This is a genomic window from Mycetohabitans rhizoxinica HKI 454 (assembly GCF_000198775.1).
GTDB classification, from domain to species: Bacteria; Pseudomonadota; Gammaproteobacteria; order Burkholderiales; family Burkholderiaceae; genus Mycetohabitans; species Mycetohabitans rhizoxinica.
Genome location: NC_014722.1, coordinates 1478674 through 1498089, shown reverse-complemented (window position 1 = coordinate 1498089; position 19416 = coordinate 1478674). Strand labels below are relative to the sequence as shown.

At 58.7% G+C, this 19416-nt stretch carries 16 protein-coding genes and 3 pseudogenes; 10 read left to right on the top strand and 9 right to left on the bottom strand.

All coding sequences use genetic code 11. The annotated features are described in order from the left end of the window. Window positions 1-36: 36 nt before the first annotated feature. The 5 genes from RBRH_RS06970 (at window position 37) to RBRH_RS06950 (ending at window position 5332) form a co-directional block, all read left to right on the top strand. The gene (locus RBRH_RS06970) at window positions 37-846 is read left to right on the top strand and encodes an ankyrin repeat domain-containing protein (RefSeq protein WP_041753552.1); all 810 of its coding nucleotides are present in this window, start codon (window positions 37-39) and stop codon (window positions 844-846) included. Window positions 847-918: 72 nt separating this feature from the next. Continuing rightward, window positions 919-1272: a Rap1a/Tai family immunity protein gene (locus RBRH_RS06965; RefSeq protein ID WP_041754284.1), complete on the top strand. Its 354-nt coding sequence runs from the start codon at window positions 919-921 to the stop codon at window positions 1270-1272. Between the two features lie 10 nt (window positions 1273-1282). Further along, window positions 1283-2464: a mechanosensitive ion channel family protein gene (locus RBRH_RS06960; protein ID WP_157864374.1), complete on the top strand. Its 1182-nt coding sequence runs from the start codon at window positions 1283-1285 to the stop codon at window positions 2462-2464. Window positions 2465-2544: 80 nt separating this feature from the next. Next, the gene (gene otsA / locus RBRH_RS06955) at window positions 2545-3945 is read left to right on the top strand and encodes an alpha,alpha-trehalose-phosphate synthase (UDP-forming) (RefSeq protein WP_013435386.1); all 1401 of its coding nucleotides are present in this window, start codon (window positions 2545-2547) and stop codon (window positions 3943-3945) included. 283 nt (window positions 3946-4228) lie between these two features. Further along, window positions 4229-5332 carry a glycosyltransferase family 4 protein gene (locus RBRH_RS06950; RefSeq protein ID WP_049786459.1) on the top strand — a complete coding sequence of 368 codons (1104 nt, stop codon included), beginning with the start codon at window positions 4229-4231 and terminating at the stop codon, window positions 5330-5332. Window positions 5333-5426: 94 nt separating this feature from the next. Here RBRH_RS06950 and RBRH_RS17165 read toward each other — a convergent pair whose 3' ends face one another. The 3 genes from RBRH_RS17165 to RBRH_RS06940 form a co-directional block, all read right to left on the bottom strand. Further along, window positions 5427-5573 carry a DUF3096 domain-containing protein gene (locus tag RBRH_RS17165; protein WP_013435384.1) on the bottom strand — a complete coding sequence of 49 codons (147 nt, stop codon included), beginning with the start codon at window positions 5571-5573 and terminating at the stop codon, window positions 5427-5429. Between the two features lie 13 nt (window positions 5574-5586). Next, on the bottom strand, window positions 5587-6177 hold the full coding sequence (locus tag RBRH_RS06945) for a BPSL1445 family SYLF domain-containing lipoprotein (protein WP_013435383.1): 591 nt from the start codon (window positions 6175-6177) through the stop codon (window positions 5587-5589). 106 nt (window positions 6178-6283) lie between these two features. Next, window positions 6284-6835: a hypothetical protein gene (locus RBRH_RS06940; RefSeq protein ID WP_041753550.1), complete on the bottom strand. Its 552-nt coding sequence runs from the start codon at window positions 6833-6835 to the stop codon at window positions 6284-6286. Between the two features lie 617 nt (window positions 6836-7452). Between RBRH_RS06940 and RBRH_RS06935 the strand changes: the two genes are divergently transcribed. The 5 genes and pseudogenes from RBRH_RS06935 to RBRH_RS06915 form a co-directional block, all read left to right on the top strand. Beyond that, entirely contained in the window at window positions 7453-7923 is a 471-nt protein-coding gene (locus tag RBRH_RS06935; protein ID WP_013435377.1) for a response regulator, read from the top strand. A gap of 276 nt (window positions 7924-8199) precedes the next feature. Further along, a pseudogene (locus RBRH_RS06930) lies at window positions 8200-9098 on the top strand (ATP-binding cassette domain-containing protein); the annotation flags it as partial. A 236-nt stretch (window positions 9099-9334) separates the two neighbouring features. After that, a complete protein-coding gene (locus RBRH_RS06925) occupies window positions 9335-11257 on the top strand; it encodes a PrkA family serine protein kinase (protein ID WP_013435372.1) in 1923 nt (640 codons plus the stop codon). 143 nt (window positions 11258-11400) lie between these two features. Continuing rightward, complete coding sequence (locus RBRH_RS06920) at window positions 11401-12672, top strand: YeaH/YhbH family protein (RefSeq protein WP_013435370.1); 1272 nt, start codon at window positions 11401-11403, stop codon at window positions 12670-12672. A gap of 104 nt (window positions 12673-12776) precedes the next feature. Next, window positions 12777-14291 (top strand): annotated as a pseudogene (locus tag RBRH_RS06915) (SpoVR family protein); the annotation flags it as partial. A gap of 87 nt (window positions 14292-14378) precedes the next feature. On the opposite strand, the gene RBRH_RS06910 reads toward RBRH_RS06915, so the two are convergent. From RBRH_RS06910 to RBRH_RS18805, 6 genes and pseudogenes are all read right to left on the bottom strand, one after another. Continuing rightward, window positions 14379-15212 (bottom strand): hypothetical protein, encoded by an 834-nt coding sequence (locus RBRH_RS06910; RefSeq protein ID WP_041753548.1) that lies wholly within the window; start codon window positions 15210-15212, stop codon window positions 14379-14381. 159 nt (window positions 15213-15371) lie between these two features. Continuing rightward, window positions 15372-15548 (bottom strand): annotated as a pseudogene (locus tag RBRH_RS06905) (IS5/IS1182 family transposase); the annotation flags it as partial. A gap of 124 nt (window positions 15549-15672) precedes the next feature. Beyond that, window positions 15673-16446: an IS21-like element helper ATPase IstB gene (gene istB / locus RBRH_RS06900; protein ID WP_013435366.1), complete on the bottom strand. Its 774-nt coding sequence runs from the start codon at window positions 16444-16446 to the stop codon at window positions 15673-15675. Beyond that, on the bottom strand, window positions 16443-17477 hold the full coding sequence (istA, locus tag RBRH_RS06895) for an IS21 family transposase (RefSeq protein ID WP_332415382.1): 1035 nt from the start codon (window positions 17475-17477) through the stop codon (window positions 16443-16445). The genes istB and istA overlap by 4 nt, the downstream gene beginning before the upstream one ends. 476 nt (window positions 17478-17953) lie before the next feature. Next, the gene (locus tag RBRH_RS06890; RefSeq protein WP_013435364.1) at window positions 17954-19108 is read right to left on the bottom strand and encodes an IS110 family RNA-guided transposase; all 1155 of its coding nucleotides are present in this window, start codon (window positions 19106-19108) and stop codon (window positions 17954-17956) included. Between the two features lie 61 nt (window positions 19109-19169). Further along, window positions 19170-19415: a hypothetical protein gene (locus RBRH_RS18805; protein WP_157864373.1), complete on the bottom strand. Its 246-nt coding sequence runs from the start codon at window positions 19413-19415 to the stop codon at window positions 19170-19172. Window position 19416 lies beyond the last annotated feature (1 nt).

The following is a 19416-nucleotide window of genomic DNA, read 5'->3' as shown; positions in this document are numbered from 1 at the left end:
TAATCAACAGATTAAGCAAATAAACTAGTGTCATGTATGAATAATTTCGCTGGGTTCTCCGATGTTATTCGCTCGTCGTTTGCTGCCGCTCGGGTATCGCGCTATCGTTCATCGCGCCGGCTGGCCGGAGCATGGCTCGCGTGCGTGTTGACAATGGTGATAGGGGCCACGATCTCGTCAACGGCGCAAGCAGGCCCGGCCGATACGATGATCAAGGCGGTGAAGTTCGACGATGTTGAGGCGGTGCGCAAGCTGCTCGCCGCCGGAGTCGATCCGAACTTGGTCGATGCCGGCGGCATGCCGATGTTGGTGCTCGCCGCGCGGGAAAAGTCCGGAAAGGTCGCCGCGCTGTTGGCGGACCAACCGAAGACCGACCTGGAGAAACTGGATCGTGCCGGTGAGAACGCGATGATGTTGGCCGCACTCAACGGCGAGACCGGGCTGGTCAAGCATCTGATCGAGAAGGGGGCCGAAGTCAACAAATCCGGCTGGACACCGCTGCATTACGCGGCGACGACTGGCCAGGATGAGGTCGTCAAGCTGCTGATTGATCATTTTGCGTACATCGATGCCGCGTCGCCGAATGGCACCACGCCGCTGATGATGGCCGCGCGCGGCGGCCATATCACGACCGTGAAGCTGCTGCTCGACGATGGCGCCGACCTGACACTGAAGAACCAGTTGGGATTGACCGCGATCGATTTCGCGAAACAATACAATCAGAAAGACATCGCGGATGGTCTGGCCGCGCGACTGGAGAAGATACAGGCGCAACAAAGGCAAAAGGATTCACGCCCGCCTGCCACGGCCGGCAGCAATGCAGGTAGCGCAGGCAGTGCAAAATAACCCGGCCCGGCACGGCGGTGTGCCGGGCCGGATCTTGTCGACCACAACATAAGGAACACCATGCTAAGGACATTGCTCCGCGCCATCGCAATGTTGGCGATCAGTGTGCCGATGAGTGCTTACGCGTTCACCGGCGCGGACCTGGACCGTCTGTGCCAGCGCACCGATGTGAAATCGCGCGTGTCGTGCGAAGCCTACATCGAAGGTGCGGCGGATGGTGTGTTCAACACGATCGAAGCCATCGGCGGCACGACAGGGCCGCGTGTGGGGCAGTACTTTTGCTTACCCGACAACGTGAAAGCGGCGGAGTTGACCGACGCGGTACGCAAGTATTTGGCAAATACGCCAAACGCAAAGGACTACAACGCCAGTACAGTCGTCGCACTGGGGCTGGGCAAGAGCTATCCATGCTCGACAGACAAGTGATGGAGCGTTGGTGAACTGGATTGAACTGATCAGCAACATTGCTGCTGCGCCGCTGCATTCGTGGACCGGCCTGATCGTCGTTGCCGCAATCACGGTGGCGTGCGTGCGCGCGGTGCACTGGGTCGGCGCCCGGATCATGCGCCGCGTGACGCGCCCGTATCCGATCCTGGCTGTCGTGATAGGGGCGATCGAGTGGCCATCGCTTTACGCGCTGGCGATGCTGGCTATTGAACTGGTGCTGCACGAGGCGCCGGACGAGTTGGCGTTGATCCGCGTTGCGCGCGACGTTGGTGGCCTGACGTTGATCGGCATGCTGACGCTGTTGGCCGTACGTTCGGTTGCCGGCGTGGGCGATGCAATCGTCGCCGCGAACCCGCTGGACACGGCCGACAACTTGCATGCGCGACGCATCCACACGCAGACGCGCGTGCTCGCCCGGTCAGTGATGACGTTGATCGTGATGCTCGGCATCGCGTCGATGCTGATGATGTTTCCCAATGTCCGGCAGGTCGGCACGAGCCTGCTCGCGTCGGCGGGCGTCGCCGGTCTGGTTGCCGGTATCGCGGCGCGCCCGGTGCTGGCTAATATGATCGCTGGGTTGCAGATTGCCCTGTCCCAGCCGATTCGGCTCGACGACGTAGTGGTGATCCAAGGCGAGTGGGGGCGGATCGAGGAGATCACCGGCACCTACGTTGCCATTCGAATCTGGGATCAGCGGCGGCTGATCGTGCCGCTGCAGTGGTTGATCGAAAATCCGTTCACAAACTGGACTCGCAACAGTTCGCAAATCATCGGCACGGTATTCTTGTTTGTCGACTATAAGATGCCATTGCCGCCGTTGCGCGAGGAACTGTCACGTATCGTCAACAATGCGCCGGAATGGGATGGGCGCGTCCAAGTATTGCAAGTCACCGACGCAACCGATCACGCGATGCAATTGCGGGTACTGGTCAGCTCGAGTGATTCGGGCTTGAATTGGGATTTGCGTTGTCGCGTGCGAGAAGGATTGATTGCGTTTATCCAGCGCTACTATCCGGAATGCCTGCCGAAGATGCGGGCGGACCTGTCCACTGAGCGTGAACGTGCACTGCAGGCCGAGCCGCAGCCGATGCGCGAGGCCACGCCACCGGAGGCGTCCAAGACCGTCGCCCATACGGAGGCTGACCCGGTGGCGATGCGTCGCGACGGTTGACGCGCATTCAGTGAACCGCAGCGGCGCGTCGTTGGTCATAACCGACATGTCCCATTCAGAACCTGACGGAGAACAAGCGAATGAGCCGGCTGGTCGTAGTGTCGAACCGCGTCGCAACCCCCACTGAGAGCAAGGGATCCGCTGGTGGACTCGCCGTTGGCGTGTTCGGCGCGCTAAAGGATGCGGGAGGGGTCTGGTTCGGTTGGAGTGGCGACATAGTCGGCGAAACGGGGGCAAACGCCGTGCCCACGCTCGTGGAGGATGGCAAGGTCACGTTCGCGACCGTCGGGCTGACGCGCAAGGACTATGACCAGTATTATCGCGGTTTCTCGAATGCGACGCTGTGGCCGGTTTTCCACTATCGCAATGACCTGGCCGTCTACGACCGCACGGACTATGCAGGATACCTGCGCGTGAACCGGTGGCTTGCGCAAAAGCTACTGCCTCTGCTGCGGCCTGACGATGTGATCTGGGTCCACGATTATCACTTGATCCCATTCGGCGACGCGCTGCGCCAGCTGGGTGTGCAGAACCGGATCGGTTTTTTTCTGCATATCCCGTTTCCATCGCCGCAGATTATGCTGAACATCCCGCCGCACGACGAACTGGTGCGCGCATTGTGTAGCTATGACGTGGTGGGTTTCCAAACCGCGGTCGATCTGCGTGCTTTCGCCGATTATGTCGAGCGGCACGCGCATGGCAAAGTGTGGGACAACGGTCGAATCGAGGCATACGGGCGCGTATTGCACGGCGCTGCCTACCCAATTGGGGTTTTCCCCGATGACATCGCTGAGCAAGCGCGTCGCCACGAGAGTCGGCAACACGTGCTGGAACTGAAGCAGAGTTTGGAAGGGCGCAAGCTGATCATGAGCGTGGACCGGCTCGATTACTCGAAGGGGCTCGTCGAGCGTTTCCGGGCATTTGAGCAACTGCTGGAGCGTGCGCCGCACTGGCGCGGCAACGTTACACTCGTTCAGGTGGCGCCGCCCACGCGCTCGGACGTCCAGTCGTATCAAGAAATTAGGCAGAACCTCGAATACGAGGCCGGCCGGATCAACGGCCGGTTTTCCGGCTTAGACTACACGCCGATCCGATATTTGAACCAGCGCTATGACCGTTGGAAGCTGATGTCGCTATTTCGCGAGTCACAAATCGGCTTGGTCACGCCACTGCGTGACGGAATGAATCTGGTGGCCAAGGAGTATGTTGCCGCCCAAAATCCGGACGATCCTGGCGTGCTGGTCCTGTCGCGCTTTGCTGGCGCAGCGCTGGAGTTGCCCGGCGCGCTGATCATCAACCCGCACGATATCGTCGGCATGTCCGAAGCCCTTGAGCACGCGTTGGCGATGCCACTGGTGGAGCGACAGGAGCGCTACCAGACCAACATGCAGAACCTGCGCGATAATGACCTGGGCGTCTGGCGCGACACCTTCATCGCCGATTTGCGCGGACACGCACGCGCGGTGCCGGGGCAGCATTGACCGGCCACCGCGCGGATGTTTCGCGAGTGTAACGGCGATCTGAAGTCTCAATATCCAACGCTAAAATTTGCAATATCCGGCGGCGTGGGCGGGCGTCGCGCTCGATTGTCAACGACACCGGGCCGAGCACGGCAGGCGCCTGTACTGCGGTGGCTGCGTGGTGAAACATCGCGCAAAAGTGCGCGTGCAGTCAAAAGTGTGGCTTGCAGTGTGTCATACTGGCGCGCTCGGTTGCAGGCCCAATAACCGCATCACCGCAGGGATTTTCAGATCGGAGACAAGCATGAGGATTGCCCAGATCGCGCCACTTACCGAGTCTGTGCCGCCCAAGCTGTATGGCGGCACGGAGCGTGTCGTTTCGTATATCACCGAAGCGTTGGTCGATCTCGGCCACGATGTGACGCTGTTCGCCAGCGCAGACTCGAATACCCGGGCCAAGCTCGTACCGGTCTGGCCGCGGGCGCTGCGGCTCGATCCTGCCATTCGCGACCGGATCGCTCCACATATGCTGTTGATGGAACGGGTGCGGCAGCAAGCGAGAGAATTCGACGTGCTGCATTTTCACATGGACTACTACTCGTTCTCGCTGTTCGGCCGCCAGGACACGCCCTTTATCACTACACTGCACGGGCGGCTGGACCTGCCAGAGCAACAGCCGATCTTTGACACCTTTTCGAGCGCGGCGGTCGTCTCGATTTCGGACGCGCAGCGCGAGCCGCTGCCGCAGGCGAGGTGGCTGACGACCGTCTACCATGGTCTGCCCGAGAGGCTGTACACGCCGCAGCCCGTGCAACCGCAGTACCTGGCGTTCCTTGGCCGGATATCGCCGGAAAAACGTGTTGATATCGCGATCCGGATCGCCGGGCTCTGCGGCATGAAGATTCGCATCGCCGCCAAAGTCGACGCGGCCGACCAACAGTATTTCGAGCGCGACATACGGCCATTGCTGGCGCTGCCGCACGTCGAGTTCATTGGCGAGATCGCTGACGAGCAAAAAGCGCACTTCCTGTCCGGTGCACATGCGCTACTGTTTCCGATCGACTGGCCCGAGCCGTTCGGCCTGGTGATGATCGAGGCGATGGCTTGCGGCACGCCGGTCATCGCGTTCAACCGCGGTTCGGTATCCGAGGTGATCGATGAGGCGCAGTCTGGCTTTATCGTAGAAGACGAAATCAGTGCGGTCGCGGCAGTCAACCGCCTTGGCACGTTGTCGCGTGAACGCGTGCGAGCGTGCTTCGAGCGACGCTTCACGTCGCGCCGCATGGCGCAGCAGTACGTAGAAGCCTACCATGCGGTCGCGCGCGCGCAGCGGCGCGCGCGCTTCAAAGTCATCGATAGCGGCGCGGCGCCGCCCAAACAACACCACGCGGCGGACGCGGCAAGCTAACAACGCTGCGGCGCCGCCTAGCAAGACGTGTCGCCGTCGCCGACCCGCCGGGCGGCCTGACTGGGCCACGGGCCGTGCGTTGAACCACCACACGTCAATGCAGCTTGTCGCCGAACAAGCCAAGCAGGCCGATGATGATCAGATACAACGCGACAATGATATTCAACAGTCGCGGTATCAACAGGATCAAGATGCCAGCGCTTAGCGCCGCTACCGGGCCTGCTGTCACGGTCAAGCTCATGAGCGCGTGCGGCTCAAAGCTTCAGTTTCGTCACCTTCGTGCCTGCCAGCGATACGCCAGCCATCAGGCCCGCGTTCGTCAGCACGAACGCCTGCACCGGCGCGGTGGCCGTGGTGGTATCGATGTTGCCGTTCACGCCGACCTTTAGCACCGCGACGGTTGCATCGGCGCCCACAGCCCAGCCTTCGCTGTTGCGGAACTTGTCCAGCGAGTCCTGCGTCATGAACAGGAAAATCAGCGCCTTGGATTGGGCACCAGCCTGCAAGCCGAACGAGCCCGTTGCGGTACTGTAGTAGCCAGCCGTCTGGCTACCGATACGCAGCGCGCCTTCGCCATACTGTCCCCCGACGATGAAGGCTGCGGACACGACGGACGGGAACACCAGCACGCCACGGGCCTTCGCGACCAGCTCCCGCGAACCGTTGGCGGTAGTATAGAGGCGCGCCAACGTTTCATTGACCGAAGTATTGATGCTCTGGCGCTTGCTGGCGTTGCCGGCTGCCGTCGACGCAGAAGTCTGGGTGGTCGTCGTGCAACCGGTGAGCGCGAGGCCGCTTGATGCGAGCAGGGCGGAGGTCGTCACTATGAACTTTCTTCTTTCCATCTCATTCTCCTAGGTTGCTTTCGGGGGACTACCATGACATTGAAGCATGGAGCGGGCCAACTGCGTAATGGTTCCCCAAAACCACCCGGAGCGCAATACGGGACCCTCAACGGGCTTGCGCCTTAACTGTCGATTCCACGGGGCCTGGTATGGGGGCCGATTCTGACACGGTAGGGTGGGCGGGCGCCGATGGACCAGACGACGCGGACGAGGCAGTCGTTGTGCGCGTCGGCCGCTTGGGCGACGGGCGTCGCAATGCCAATCGCACGAATAAGACAACCAGGCCGACAGCGAAGATAAACGACGAAGGCACGACCCAGTAGCCGAAAATGGCTTGGCTCAGGTACGACAGCAGCGTGCGCCGGCGTCTCGCATACTCATCCTGAGCTGCTTGCAACGCCGGTGCATGCGCCGATACAATCGCGGCCGGGCATCCGGCTGCTCGGGCCTGCTCCGCGGTCCCGGCACAACGGCCGGCTGTGTCCACGGCACGCTCGGGCGCGCTGAGTTTCCAATCGTCGAGTGCGCGTTGCAGAGCGGTGCGGTTATAGGCCATCTCGACCTGGATCTCGTGAATCGTGATCAGCGCGACGGGCACTGCCCATGCAAATGTGGCGATCAGCCAGCGCCTGATCCAGCGGTTCGGTTTCCATGCCATCACGCGCCTCCGTGCGCATTGGGTGCGCGGTCACGAAACAACGGCGGCGGTCTACAGCGATTAGCCGGCCATTCGGCTTGAATAGGCCACCGTATCCCGATCATAGAGAATTCGACGGCGCTGCACACGGTGCACCGCACCATGAGCGGCCGCATCGACCGCGATGCGAGCCTGATGCGGCATGCGTCAGCCTGCCGGCTTGGCGCTCAGGCAACCTTTCATGAAGGCCTTGCATGGCGAGTTGGCAGTGCATGACATGCTGATGCGTGCCAATGACGCGCCGTACCAGTTTGTGCCGGTCAAGCACCTACCGGTTGTGTGCCGGTCCATACCAGGGTGTGCCGGCCAATATTGCAAAAATCCGACCGGTAAGTTCTGCAAAGCCGGTGTAAAGGTGTCCTATCGGGCGCCCCGGCCGACGGCCACGGCGGCATTCTGGCGTGGTGCGCAGGGTGTGGTTGGCACAGGTGGCGCAATGGCAGGCGTATGCCCCAGCACAGATTGCGGTGATTGCCTTCGTGTTGGAACAGGGTTTGCTTACTTAACGACCGCCGTGCTGCACGGCACTCTGTGGTGCAGCTTCCCTACTGTTCACTTGTCCAACGTCCGATTTCGCAATGGCATCGCAGCCTGTCCAGCCCTCCAGTTCCGTGTCATCCGCCACGGCCGCGGCCGGTGGGGCCCTTGCCCGACGTGGTTTGCGCGTGCTCGTAGTCGACGACGCTGAAGACGCTTGCGAGGGGCTGGCATTGCTGCTACAGATCGAGGGGTTCCAGGTCGAGGCAACGCTCGATGGTCCCACCGCAGTGGAATGCGCCACGCATTTCGCCCCACATATCGTGCTGCTCGACTTGGCGATGCCGCGCATGAGCGGCTACGACGTCGCGCGCCGTCTGCGCGGGCATCCGTCCACACGTGACGCGCTGATCATCGCATTGACGGGGTTGAGCGAGTTCGACGACATCGCCCGCAGCCGCGCTGCCGGTTTTGACCACCATCAGGTCAAGCCGGTGGACGTTGATACGCTGCTGTCGCTGATCGATCGCCACTTTACCACCCACGCGCCACAGCACTCCGGTTGTCAATGAACGGCGGCGGAGCCGAGCCAGGAGGAATATGCCCGAGCAACGCGCCGGCTCCCTTCCATACCATCACTGCCCGAAGTAACGTCGCATTGCGTAACAGCGTTTCGGCGGCAATGACACGCCGGCGCTGACACATCGGCCCGCGGCTCCGACACTAGGCGAGGGCTTGCACACGGACAATGCACCCGCCATGCGGCTCACCGCGACGCTGGACGCTGGCAGATCCGTGCCGCTCGATGCAATTGACGCCAAAAAGTAAAAAGGGGACGGGATGAATCCTTGTTCGGCGTCGATGTCGCGCTCAAGGCGCTTGCCGGACACCAGAAGCAAGGCGAGCTGTCGAGAATCGGCGGATTGATCATGCCGTGCGCCGGCACGCTGAGGCTGCTCGGACGACCGTATGCCCCGAGCAGTCGCAGTGACGCCGAGATTAGGGCATGCGCATGGTGATGCAGGAACTCAACCTGGCTGCCAAGCTTGAGCGTGGCCGAAAACCTGTTTCTGAAACGGCTGCCGCGCAACCCAGTGGGATGGATTGCCAAAGGGCGGCTGCGCGAGCAGGCGCGTGCCGCAATGACGCATGTGGGGCTCGATGCCATCGATCCGGATACGCCGATCGGTGCGCTGGGCATCAGCTGCCAGCAAATGATCGAGATCGCGCACAATCTGATCGGCGACTGCCGTGTGCTGATCCTAAACGAGCCCACTGCGATGCTAACCTCGCGCGAGGTCGACTTGGGCCCGCGCCGCATCGGTGCGCCCCGGCTAACCGCGACAGGCCTGAAGCGTGGCACCGCCGTGCGCGACGTGTCGTTCGACGTGCGCGAAGGCGAGATCTTTGGCATCAGCGGCTTGATTGGGCCCGGCCGTACCGTGCTGCTGCGCCTGGTTTTCGGCGTCGATCGCGCGAGCGCGGCACGATCGCGCTGGGCACGCCGCCGCGCGCTGTGTCGATTGCGTCTTAGCTTGATGCGGTGCAGCATGGCATCGCGCTGGTTACCGAAGACCGCAAGGAAGAGGGGCTGCTGCTAACGCAGTCGGTCTCGGCCAATCTGGCGTTGGGCAACCTGCAGGCAGTGTCGCGCCGTGGCGTCATCGATGCACGGCGCGAGTTGGCGCTCGCACGGCGCCACCGGAAACAGGCGCAAGCCAGGGCTGAAAGCAGGCCGATACCAATGTCATGACGACGTTGGTCAGCGAATGGTGCGGGAGCAATATTGTAGGGTTTCGATGTAGGGCGCGCCAGCGGTTAAATTGTTTCAATAAGCACCTACGCGCGGTTAGTGAAATTCTCCCAAAATAGGATTAGCATGAGTCTAAGGGCATGCCGATCGACTCGCCCGAGCGCGTGCCACGGCGTGTGCACCGCGGTGGTTGACCGGCAGCCCTCGTTGAATATCGGCGAGGAGGTGGTATGGATATTTACAACAGTTTCGCGACCCGCTTCGAAAAGACGAGAGAAGAAGAGTTCTCGTTGGAAGAGTATCTCGAACTGTGCAAGAACAATCCTGCCGCGTACGCCACGGCTGGCGAACGCATGTTGATGGCGATCGGGGAGCCGGAGCACGTGGACACCCGCAATGATCCGAGGCTGTCGCGTATTTTTGCCAACAAGGTCATCAAGATCTATCCGGCATTCCGCGAGTTCTATGGCATGGAAGAGGTCATCGAGCAGGTCGTCGCCTATTTCCGCCATTCTGCACAGGGGCTCGAGGAAAAGAAACAAATCTTGTACCTGCTCGGGCCGGTCGGCGGTGGCAAATCGTCGATCGCGGAGCGTCTGAAGCAGTTGATGGAGCGGGTGCCGTTCTACGCGATCAAAGGCTCGCCGGTCAACGAATCACCGCTCGGCTTGTTCGACTACGACGAGGATGGCCCGATCCTCGAAGAGCAGTATGGAATACCTCGCCGCTACCTGAAGAGCATCCTGTCCCCATGGGCTGTCAAGCGCCTGCACGAGTACAATGGTGACATCCGTCGGTTCCGCGTGGTCAAGCGCTACCCATCGGTGCTGCGTCAGATTGGCATTGCCAAAACCGAGCCGGGTGACGAGAACAACCAGGATATCTCGTCGCTGGTTGGCAAAGTTGACATCCGCAAGCTGGAGCAGTATGCGCAGGACGACGCCGACGCGTACAGCTACTCGGGAGGACTGTGTCTGGCAAACCAGGGCCTGCTCGAGTTCGTCGAAATGTTCAAGGCGCCGATTAAGGTGCTGCATCCGTTGCTGACTGCTACGCAGGAAGGTAACTTCAAGGGTACGGAGGGCTTCGGCGCGATTCCGTTTGACGGTATTATTCTTGCGCACTCGAACGAATCGGAATGGAAAGCATTTCGGAATAACAAGAATAACGAGGCACTGCTTGACCGAATTTTCATGATCAAGGTGCCATACTGCCTACGCTACTCGGAAGAGATCAAGATTTACGACAAGCTGATCCGGAACTCGTCGCTCGGTTCTGCCGTTTGCGCACCGGGCACGCTGAAGATGATGGCGCAGTTTGCCGTGCTGACGCGCTTGCACGAGCCGGAAAACTCGAGCCTGTTTTCGAAAATGCTGGTCTATGATGGCGAAAACCTGAAGGACACCGACCCGAAGGCGAAGTCGTACCAAGAGTATCGCGACTACGCTGGCGTTGACGAAGGCATGACAGGCATCTCGACGCGCTTCGCGTTCAAGATCCTGTCGCGGGTGTTCAATTTCGACACGGCCGAGGTTGCCGCCAACCCGGTGCACCTGATGTACGTGCTCGAGCAGCAGATTGAACGTGAGCAATTCCCACCGGAAGTCGAACAAAAGTACTTATCGTTCGTCAAGGAACTGCTAGCATCGCGCTATGCGGAGTTTATCGGCAAGGAGATCCAGACTGCCTACCTGGAATCGTATTCCGAATACGGCCAAAATATTTTCGATCGCTATGTGACTTATGCGGACTTCTGGATCCAGGATCAGGAGTTCCGGGATCACGACACCGGCGAGAGTTTCGATCGCGCGGCGTTGAACGCGGAATTGGAGAAAATCGAAAAGCCGGCGGGAATCAGCAATCCGAAGGATTTCCGCAACGAGATTGTCAACTTCGTCTTGCGCGCGCGCGCGGCCAATGGTGGCAAGAATCCGGCATGGATCAGCTACGAAAAGCTGCGTGTCGTGATCGAGAAGAAGATGTTTTCCAACACGGAGGAACTTCTGCCGGTTATCTCGTTCAACGCGAAGGGCTCCGCCGAGGAGCAGCGCAAGCATGAGGACTTCGTCAACCGGATGGTCGCTAAGGGTTACACGCCCAAGCAGGTCCGCCTGCTGTGCGACTGGTATCTGCGCGTGCGCAAGGCTTCCTGACGGCAAGCGTGCATAGCGTATTGGCGCCATGAGCAACGCGGCGTCTTGCGTACCGGGCGGTGTCGGCGCGGCGGCGAACATCACCGCGTGCTTTGCCGCGCCGCGCGCGGGCGGCGCCTTTCACGAGAGCGGGGGACGGTAACGTGCTTCATCAGATCATCGACCGCAGACTCGCCGGCAAGAATAAGAGCATTGCGAATCGCGAACGCTTCTTGCGGCGGGTCAAGCACTATATCCGCGAAGCGGTGTCCGAGGCCGTGCGCGACCGCAGTATCAAGGACATCCAGAGTACGAAGCGCATCACGATTCCGAAGAAGGATATCGGCGAGCCGATGTTCCGCCACGCACCGGGCGGGCGGCGCGAAATCGTCCATCCGGGCAACACGGACTACGTGAAAGGCGACAAGATTCCGCGCCCGCCCAGCGGCGGTGAGGGCAGTGGGGGCGGGGGGCAGGCGAGCAACGAAGGCGAGGGGCAGGACGACTTCGTGTTTGAGTTGTCCCGCGAGGAATTCATGCAGTATTTCTTCGACGACTTGGAACTGCCGCGGTTGGTTAAGACGCACCTGATGGCAGTGCCAAGTTGGAAGAACCAGCGTGCCGGTTGGGCTACTGAAGGCACGCCGAACAACATCGACGTCGTGCGCTCATTGCGCAGTGCACTGAGTCGGCGCATCGCGCTCGGTGCGCCTTTGGTCAACCAATTGCGCGAACTCGAGGCACAGCTGGACGAGTTGAAGGATGATCCGGGTGATCACCGGGCCGAGATCAAACGGCTTGAGGACGAAATTCATCACCTGAAGGGGCGCATCTGGCGGATCCCGTTCATTGACCCATTCGATCTGCGCTACGTGAATCGTGTCAAGCATCCCACTCCGTCCAGCCAGGCGGTCATGTTTTGCTTGATGGACGTTTCCGGTTCGATGGACGAGCAGCGCAAGGACTTGGCCAAACGCTTTTTCATCCTACTATACCTGTTCCTGACGCGTAGCTATGAAAAGATCGAGGTGGTGTTTATCCGGCACCACACGCGTGCGGAAGAGGTCGACGAGGACACGTTTTTTCATGCGACCGAGAGTGGTGGCACCGTGGTCTCTAGCGCGTTGGAGTTGATGAAGAAGATCATCGACGAGCGCTACTCGCCGACGGAATGGAATATTTATGGCGCACAGGCATCCGATGGTGACAATTGGACGGATGATTCGCCAAAATGCCACAAACTGCTAGAAAACGACATCCTGCCGAAAACGCGGTATTTTGCGTATATCCAGGTGGCCCCGGAAGTGCAGAACCTTTGGTTCGAATACAGTAAGCTGGCTGACGTAGTACCTCATTTCATGATGAAAAAGGTCGATGATGCGGCAGATATCTATCCGGTGTTTCGTGAATTGTTCGAAAAACAGGTGGACGTATGAACTCCAACCCGAAATCTCGCAAGTCGGGCAAGGAACCTGTCGCGATGCTCGGTGACGATGCTAACGGGGATGCTCGCATGCGACCGAGCGACCATGGCAATGGTCGCCAGCCATTGCCGAATCCGTCGGACTGGACCTTCGAGTTAATCGAGCGCTATGACGCTGAAATTGCGCGCGTGGCAGAGCACTATCAACTCGACACCTATCCGATTCAGCTAGAATTGATCAGCGCCGAGCAGATGATGGACGCATATGCGTCGGTCGGCATGCCGGTTAATTACCGGCACTGGTCTTTCGGCAAGCACTTTCTTGCGACCGAGAAAAGTTATCGGCGCGGCCAGATGGGGCTGGCATACGAAATCGTCATCAATTCGAATCCCTGCATCGCCTATCTGATGGAAGAAAACACGATGACGATGCAGGCACTTGTGATCGCGCATGCCGCCTACGGCCACAATTCGTTCTTTAAAGGCAATTATCTATTCCGGCTGTGGACCGATGCTCACGCGATCATCGATTACCTAGTTTATGCTAAGCACTACATTGCCGAATGCGAGGAGCGCTACGGCTTGGACCGCGTCGAGGAGTTGCTCGATTCATGCCATGCGCTGATGCACTACGGCGTGGACCGCTATAAGCGTCCCCAAAAGCTGTCGCTACAGCGGGAGCTGGAACGGCAACGCGAGCGCGAGGCGTATTTGCAGACGCAGGTCAACGAATTATGGCGCACACTGCCAGCGCGCTCAAAGCCCGAAACCGTGGACGATGCGGATGACGCCCGCTATCCGCCCGAGCCGCAGGAAAACTTGTTGTACTTTGCTGAAAAGAATGCGCCGCTATTGGAGCCGTGGGAGCGCGAAGTCATACGAATCGTGCGCAAGATCGGGCAGTATTTCTATCCGCAGCGGCAAACCCAGGTGATGAATGAGGGCTGGGCCTGCTTCTGGCACTACACACTGCTCAACACGCTGTACAGCGAAGGCAAGCTAGCTGACGGCTTCATGCTCGAGTTCCTGCATTCGCACAGCAATGTCGTCTATCAGCCACCGGTGACCAAACCGTATTACAGCGGGATCAATCCGTATGCGCTTGGGTTTTCGATGATGACGGACATTCGTCGCATCTGTGAGCAGCCGACCGACGAGGATCGGCGCTGGTTTCCCGAATTGGCGGGCCGCCCGTGGCTTGAAGCGCTCGACTATGCGATGCGCAACTTCAAGGATGAAAGCTTCGTTGCCCAATATTTATCGCCGTCATTAATTCGGGACATGCGGTTGTTCTCGATCCTGGACGACGATTCGAAAGAAGCCTTGGAAATCTCCGCGATCCATGATGAAAGCGGCTACCAATACGTCCGGCAGGCGCTGTCGCGCCAATATGATATTCATCACCGCGAGCCCAATATCCAAGTATGGTCCGTGAACACACGAGGTGACCGCAGCCTCACGCTGCGTCACTTCATGACCGACAATCGGCATCTGGGCAGCGACACCGAAGAGGTGCTCAAGCACATGGCGCGGTTGTGGCAATTCAATGTGTACTTGGAAAGCGTCGATGAAAACGGCGCTGTGCGACGACGCTATGAATGTCCTTACGTTGCGCCGGCGGTGCGGGTCTAGGGTCGGCCGGCTGCTTCACCGCGCGAACCGGCGCGCGGCTACAGTGGCTTAACGGCCAACAACCCATCTTGGCGGGGAGGCTGGCCTCTAAGCGTCATCTAAGCTCACCATCGTATCATAGCGTGGTGGCGGCTCTTTGCGTGGGTCGACCGTTTTACCGTACGTTGCCCGGAAGTCGTTAAATGCGGCATAACCTTCGCGAGCGTAAGGATTGGGTCTAGCGTTGCGCCAAGCGTTAATAACCAGCTGGTTCTTTGGCGTCAATTCCAAGTTTAATACATCATCAAGCGGTTCTCGACTTGGATCGCCGTTCTTAGCCCATGCGCTAAAATGTCGTAACTGCGTTACATACTTCGCTGACTTGGTGTTGGAACTGCGCTGAAGATATGTATTAATTAATTCTTCAGATCTTGTGAGACGCTGCTTCGGCCTGAGGTTTAGCACCGAGAAAGCCGGGTCACTCGAGCCAGCTTTTCCAGCCGCAACTTTAGTGGCCAGCCACGCGGTCGTACTCTCGTTGCGGCTATCGGTCGCACGCTTAGTCGTTTGTTCGGCCGAGCCGGTAGTCGCGGTTCTTGTACCCGTGTCGGCGCCCACGTTCCTTGCACTCGTGTCAGTAGGCGTTTCCTGGGCCATCGCATCGATACCACTTGTGCTGCTTTCGGTGGTTCTATTTGAGGACGCCATCGCGCCGGCCGGGCTCGACGATTTCAGCGCAAATTGACCCGACATCTGCTTAATAATGGATCGGGTGGGGTCAGCGCTTTTCTTTCTTTTGGTAACGCGGCCGTCTTGATCTGCTAGCGTACCTAGCCGGGCATTGGGCTGTATGTTGCTAGGCTGCACGTTGGCTTCTTTCTGTTTTTCCTCGTGAGCGCGCGGTGGGAAGCTCGTCGAGTTCAGCATGTCATTGATACGCATTTTCCCTCGCAAGAGCAGGCGTGTATGACATTGACAATACGCAAGATCTTTATGATCGAATGCCTAAAAGCGAAGTGTGGGGGTGAATTTCCGAACACCCGCTTGTTTTGCTGATCCAGCCGACCCATGGCACTAAACAGAAGCCAACAGACGAGCTTGACGCGGCGACGTTGCCGGCCGGCCGCGCTGCGACACAAAGCTCGCGCTCATCGCTGTGTTCAATCGGTCCCAGTCAATTAGATCAGCCAGACGAACCAACGGATGCTTCAAGTTGATCTGCTCGCGCAGCGGTTGGCGAAACAAATCTCCCTCTGGCACCGGCGTCTTCGGACCCATCCAAACCTCGTCGAAATTTGCAGGAATCTCGCCTCAATATGCCTGCCTCTTGCAAATCTGTCAAGCGCATCTGAAATTTGAGCCACTTCGCGCGTGATCGCGCAAAGTAAAAGTGAGCCAATCGTTACATTTTTGGTGCCAGGACGTGGCCGGCCTTTCGTTGTTGTTTAAGTCGGTAGCTGTCTCCTTTGATCTGAATGATATGGGCGTGGTGCAGGATGCGGTCAAGCATGGCCGCAGTTAGCGTTGCATTGCGCCCGAATGTTTCGTCCCATTGGGTGAACGCAAGGTTACTGGTGAGGATCATTGAACCGCGCTCGTATCGCTTTGCCACGATCTGGAAGAAGTGGCTGGCTTGGTCTTCCGAGAGGGGCAAGTATCCGATTTCATCGACAATGAGCAGTCTTGGGCCGAGGACGTTGTGTCGAAGTACGGCGTCGTAGCGTTCCTGGCGCCGTGCTGCTTCGAGTTGCAACATGAGATCGGCCGCCGTGATGAACTTGGTCTTGATACCCGCTTGTGTTGCGGCGTATCCGATTGCAATCGCCAGGTGCGTTTTGCCGACACCGGATGGACCAAGCAACACGGCGTTCTCACCACGTTCGATAAAGCGCAGCGTGGCTAATTCGTCAATGGCCTTGCGCGGAGCGCCCACAGCGAAACTGTAGTCGTAATCGTCCAGCGTCTTGATCGCCGGAAATGCCGCCATGCGTACCAGTGTCTGTCGCGATCGAACCTGCCGTATCTCGCGTTCATGTGCCAGCACGTGCTCAAGAAAGTCGAGGAAGCTCCACTGCTTGGCCGCGGCGTCGCTGGCCAGCGCGACATAGCGTTGCATGAGCCCTTCAAGTTTTAAACTCTGGCAGTGATCGTCGATACGTTCTTGCTGCAGATTCATGCATGCACCTCGGTCAGCAATTGCTGGTAGACCGACAAGGGATGCTGCAACGATATGGCTGAAGGTGCCGACGGTCTGCCGACCGGCGTGGTTACCCATAGCTGTGTTGCAAACGCGGGCAAGCTGCGCAGCGTGTCTCGTTCGCGCTCTTCGAGAAGCGTTGCTGGTGGCGCTCCCGTGACCGGGTGCACCCGTTGGTTTGCAACGTCTCGCAGCCATTTGCCTACCTCGGCGTTGGCCGTATCGACGTCCAGTACCATACCCGACTGCTTGAGCCAACTGGACAGCGGCACATAAAAGTTGCCGCGCAGATACCGATGGAAGCGCTCGACCTTGCCCTTCGTGCGCGCGCGATAGGGCTGGCAGAGTCTGGGCATGAAGCCGTAGCGCTTAGCCAGATCGAGTAGACCTGGATGCCATCGATGTTCACCCTTACCGTACGCATCACGCTCGAGCACGATCGTCTTGGCGTTGTCGTACAGGATCTCGCAAGGCACCCCGCCGAGCGTTTCAAATAAAGCGTGATGGCAAGCAATCAGCGTTTCGGCCTTCTCGTTGGTGGCAAAGCGTGCCCAGCGCCAACGGCTAAAACCGAGCGTGGCGGTGAACGCGTACAGCGGATCAGCGCCGCGACGAAATACGACGAAGTCGCATTGCATCTGTCGCCCCGGCTCGGTCTCGAAGCGCACGAGCGGATCAGGTGCCGGCACAGGTTTGTGCGCCTTCATAAAAGCTTGAATACTGCGCAGCTGCCCTTCATAGCCCAGCGCGCGCAGTTCACGCAGCAACGCTGGAGCGGCGATCGTCTCGGGCCAGGCCGCTTGCATCCTCTCAAGAATGTACGCCTGAAACTGATCAAGCTTGCTCGGCCGTGGTTCACGCTGCTTGTAGCGAGGCACGTCCTGCGACGCTAAGTAACGCGTCACAGTGTTGCGAGACACGCCCAGGCGCCGCGCGATCTCTCGCAACGACAACCCTTGGGCTTTGAGTACATGGACTTGCATCCACTGTTCCTTCTGAAGCATCGCCAGCCTTCGCGCGAAAAAGGCTGACTGTACTGAAAGGTGGTTCACATTTACTTTGCGCGAAGTGGCTCATTTTTACTTTGCGCGCAACAAATCCCACAACACCATTCTGGCCTCAGAGCCTTACTGCACTAGCGTCTGCGGTTTATTCAGGACCGACTTCTATGAGTAGAAAGTTGTCAAGAATTTGTGCAAAGAAACAATCCATAAGCAGATACCTCAAATTTCAGCCAAGCAATATCAACGCTCGTTCGGGTGGGGTCGAGCCGATTATGCGCACGTGAGACATTCACATCTCACCCACTTCTATCCGCCGGATTTGGCCGGCCTCATCCTGTATGCGCGCTAAGTCGGACATCCTGGTCCGATGGATATGCCCCATCTAATCATCGGTTACGTTCAGCAACCCGTCGGTCCTACGGGCATATCTCAGTTCAGCCCCTCCAATAGAGGTTGACCCTACAGCTATGAGCCATGCCTACTCATGCCCCTTTCAACTGAGCGCTTTGTGGAATCACGCCGTCTTTTAGGTAGCGCCATAATGCAATCACTAGCCGCCTGGCAAGCGCGACAATCGCAATGCGCCGCGCACGGCGATTGGCTTCGGTGCCCTGCGTGCGCTTGTTGAACCACTGCGCCAGCGCACTGCTAGGCTGATATCGCAACCAGCACCAGGCCATCTCGATGAGTTGGGTTCGCACTCGCCTATTTCCCTGCTTGCTGATCCCCTGATCAATCCGGCTCTGTCCGCTATCGTAGGGCTGCGGGACCAGGCCTACGCAGGCGCCCAGCTGCCGCCGGTTATCAAACTCGCGCCAGAACAACTCAAGCATCAGGCGCGATGCCCCGATATGGCCTACACCTTTGAGGTGCCTAAGATAAGCGATGCGTTTGCGTACAGGTGCCGGTAGGCGTTCTTGCAGTGTGCGCTCAAGTGCCGCGAGTTGTTCTTCGGCAAGCGCCAGGCGGGCCGTCTCGCGTAACAGTCGTTCATGCAGCTCGCTGGGCAGCGGCGTGCCATCATGACAAACCAGTTTGCCGCTAGCTAGCCGCTTGGCAAACGTCCTATGATCGAAACCGTCCCAGCAACCCATCGTGATCAACAACTTACGCATACGCTCGCGGTGCTGCAGCACCTCTTTGTGCAACTGGCCTCGATCACGAATCAACTGGCGCGACGCTTCATCTTGCAGCGAGGGCACTCGCACTACGCGCATGCGGTCGCGTTCGCCATGCAGCCATGCTCGCAAATTCGTGACCAGCTTGATCGCATCAAGCCGATCCGTCTTGGCGCGACGCCTGTGCCGCTCCACCGGAATACTGGCCGCATCGATCACGTAACACTCCATGCCACGCGAGCGCAGTGCTCTATAGATCCAAAATCCATCCTGTCCAGCCTCATAACTGACCACCACACGCACCTCTTGGGGCAGCGACCATTTCTGCTTGTATCGCTCAATCACCTCCAATAGGGCTTGCACTCGCATGGCCGCTTGCGCCCCCCTTACCGTGTGCACCGCTGGACTCTGTCTGCGTCCGTCGTGCAGCGCAATTTTCCATTGGGCCCCCGCCAGTTCGAGTGACGTCGCCAGTATTATGTTCTCGGTATCGACTCCGGCTAAGTGATCTGTACGCATGATAACCTCCGTTGCGTTCGCCTTGTTTCACTTAATCTTACAACTTAAGCTTTGCCTGTTCTCACGCTACATAGGATCTATTTATTATCTTTGCTTTAGAGGAAATAAAATCAATATGGGGCATCTGTATCCCCATCCCAATGCCAATATAAGCACCGACTGTACTTTCGTTTAGTAAGGCATTTTCTGACCAATCCACTCCATCAGCATAATCCGCACAGCCAACTGCAAACTCCATGGCAATAGAGTTGTGATTAAATTTTCCGAATAAACCCAAATATTTATCTGTCACGTCTATGCCGCCCACT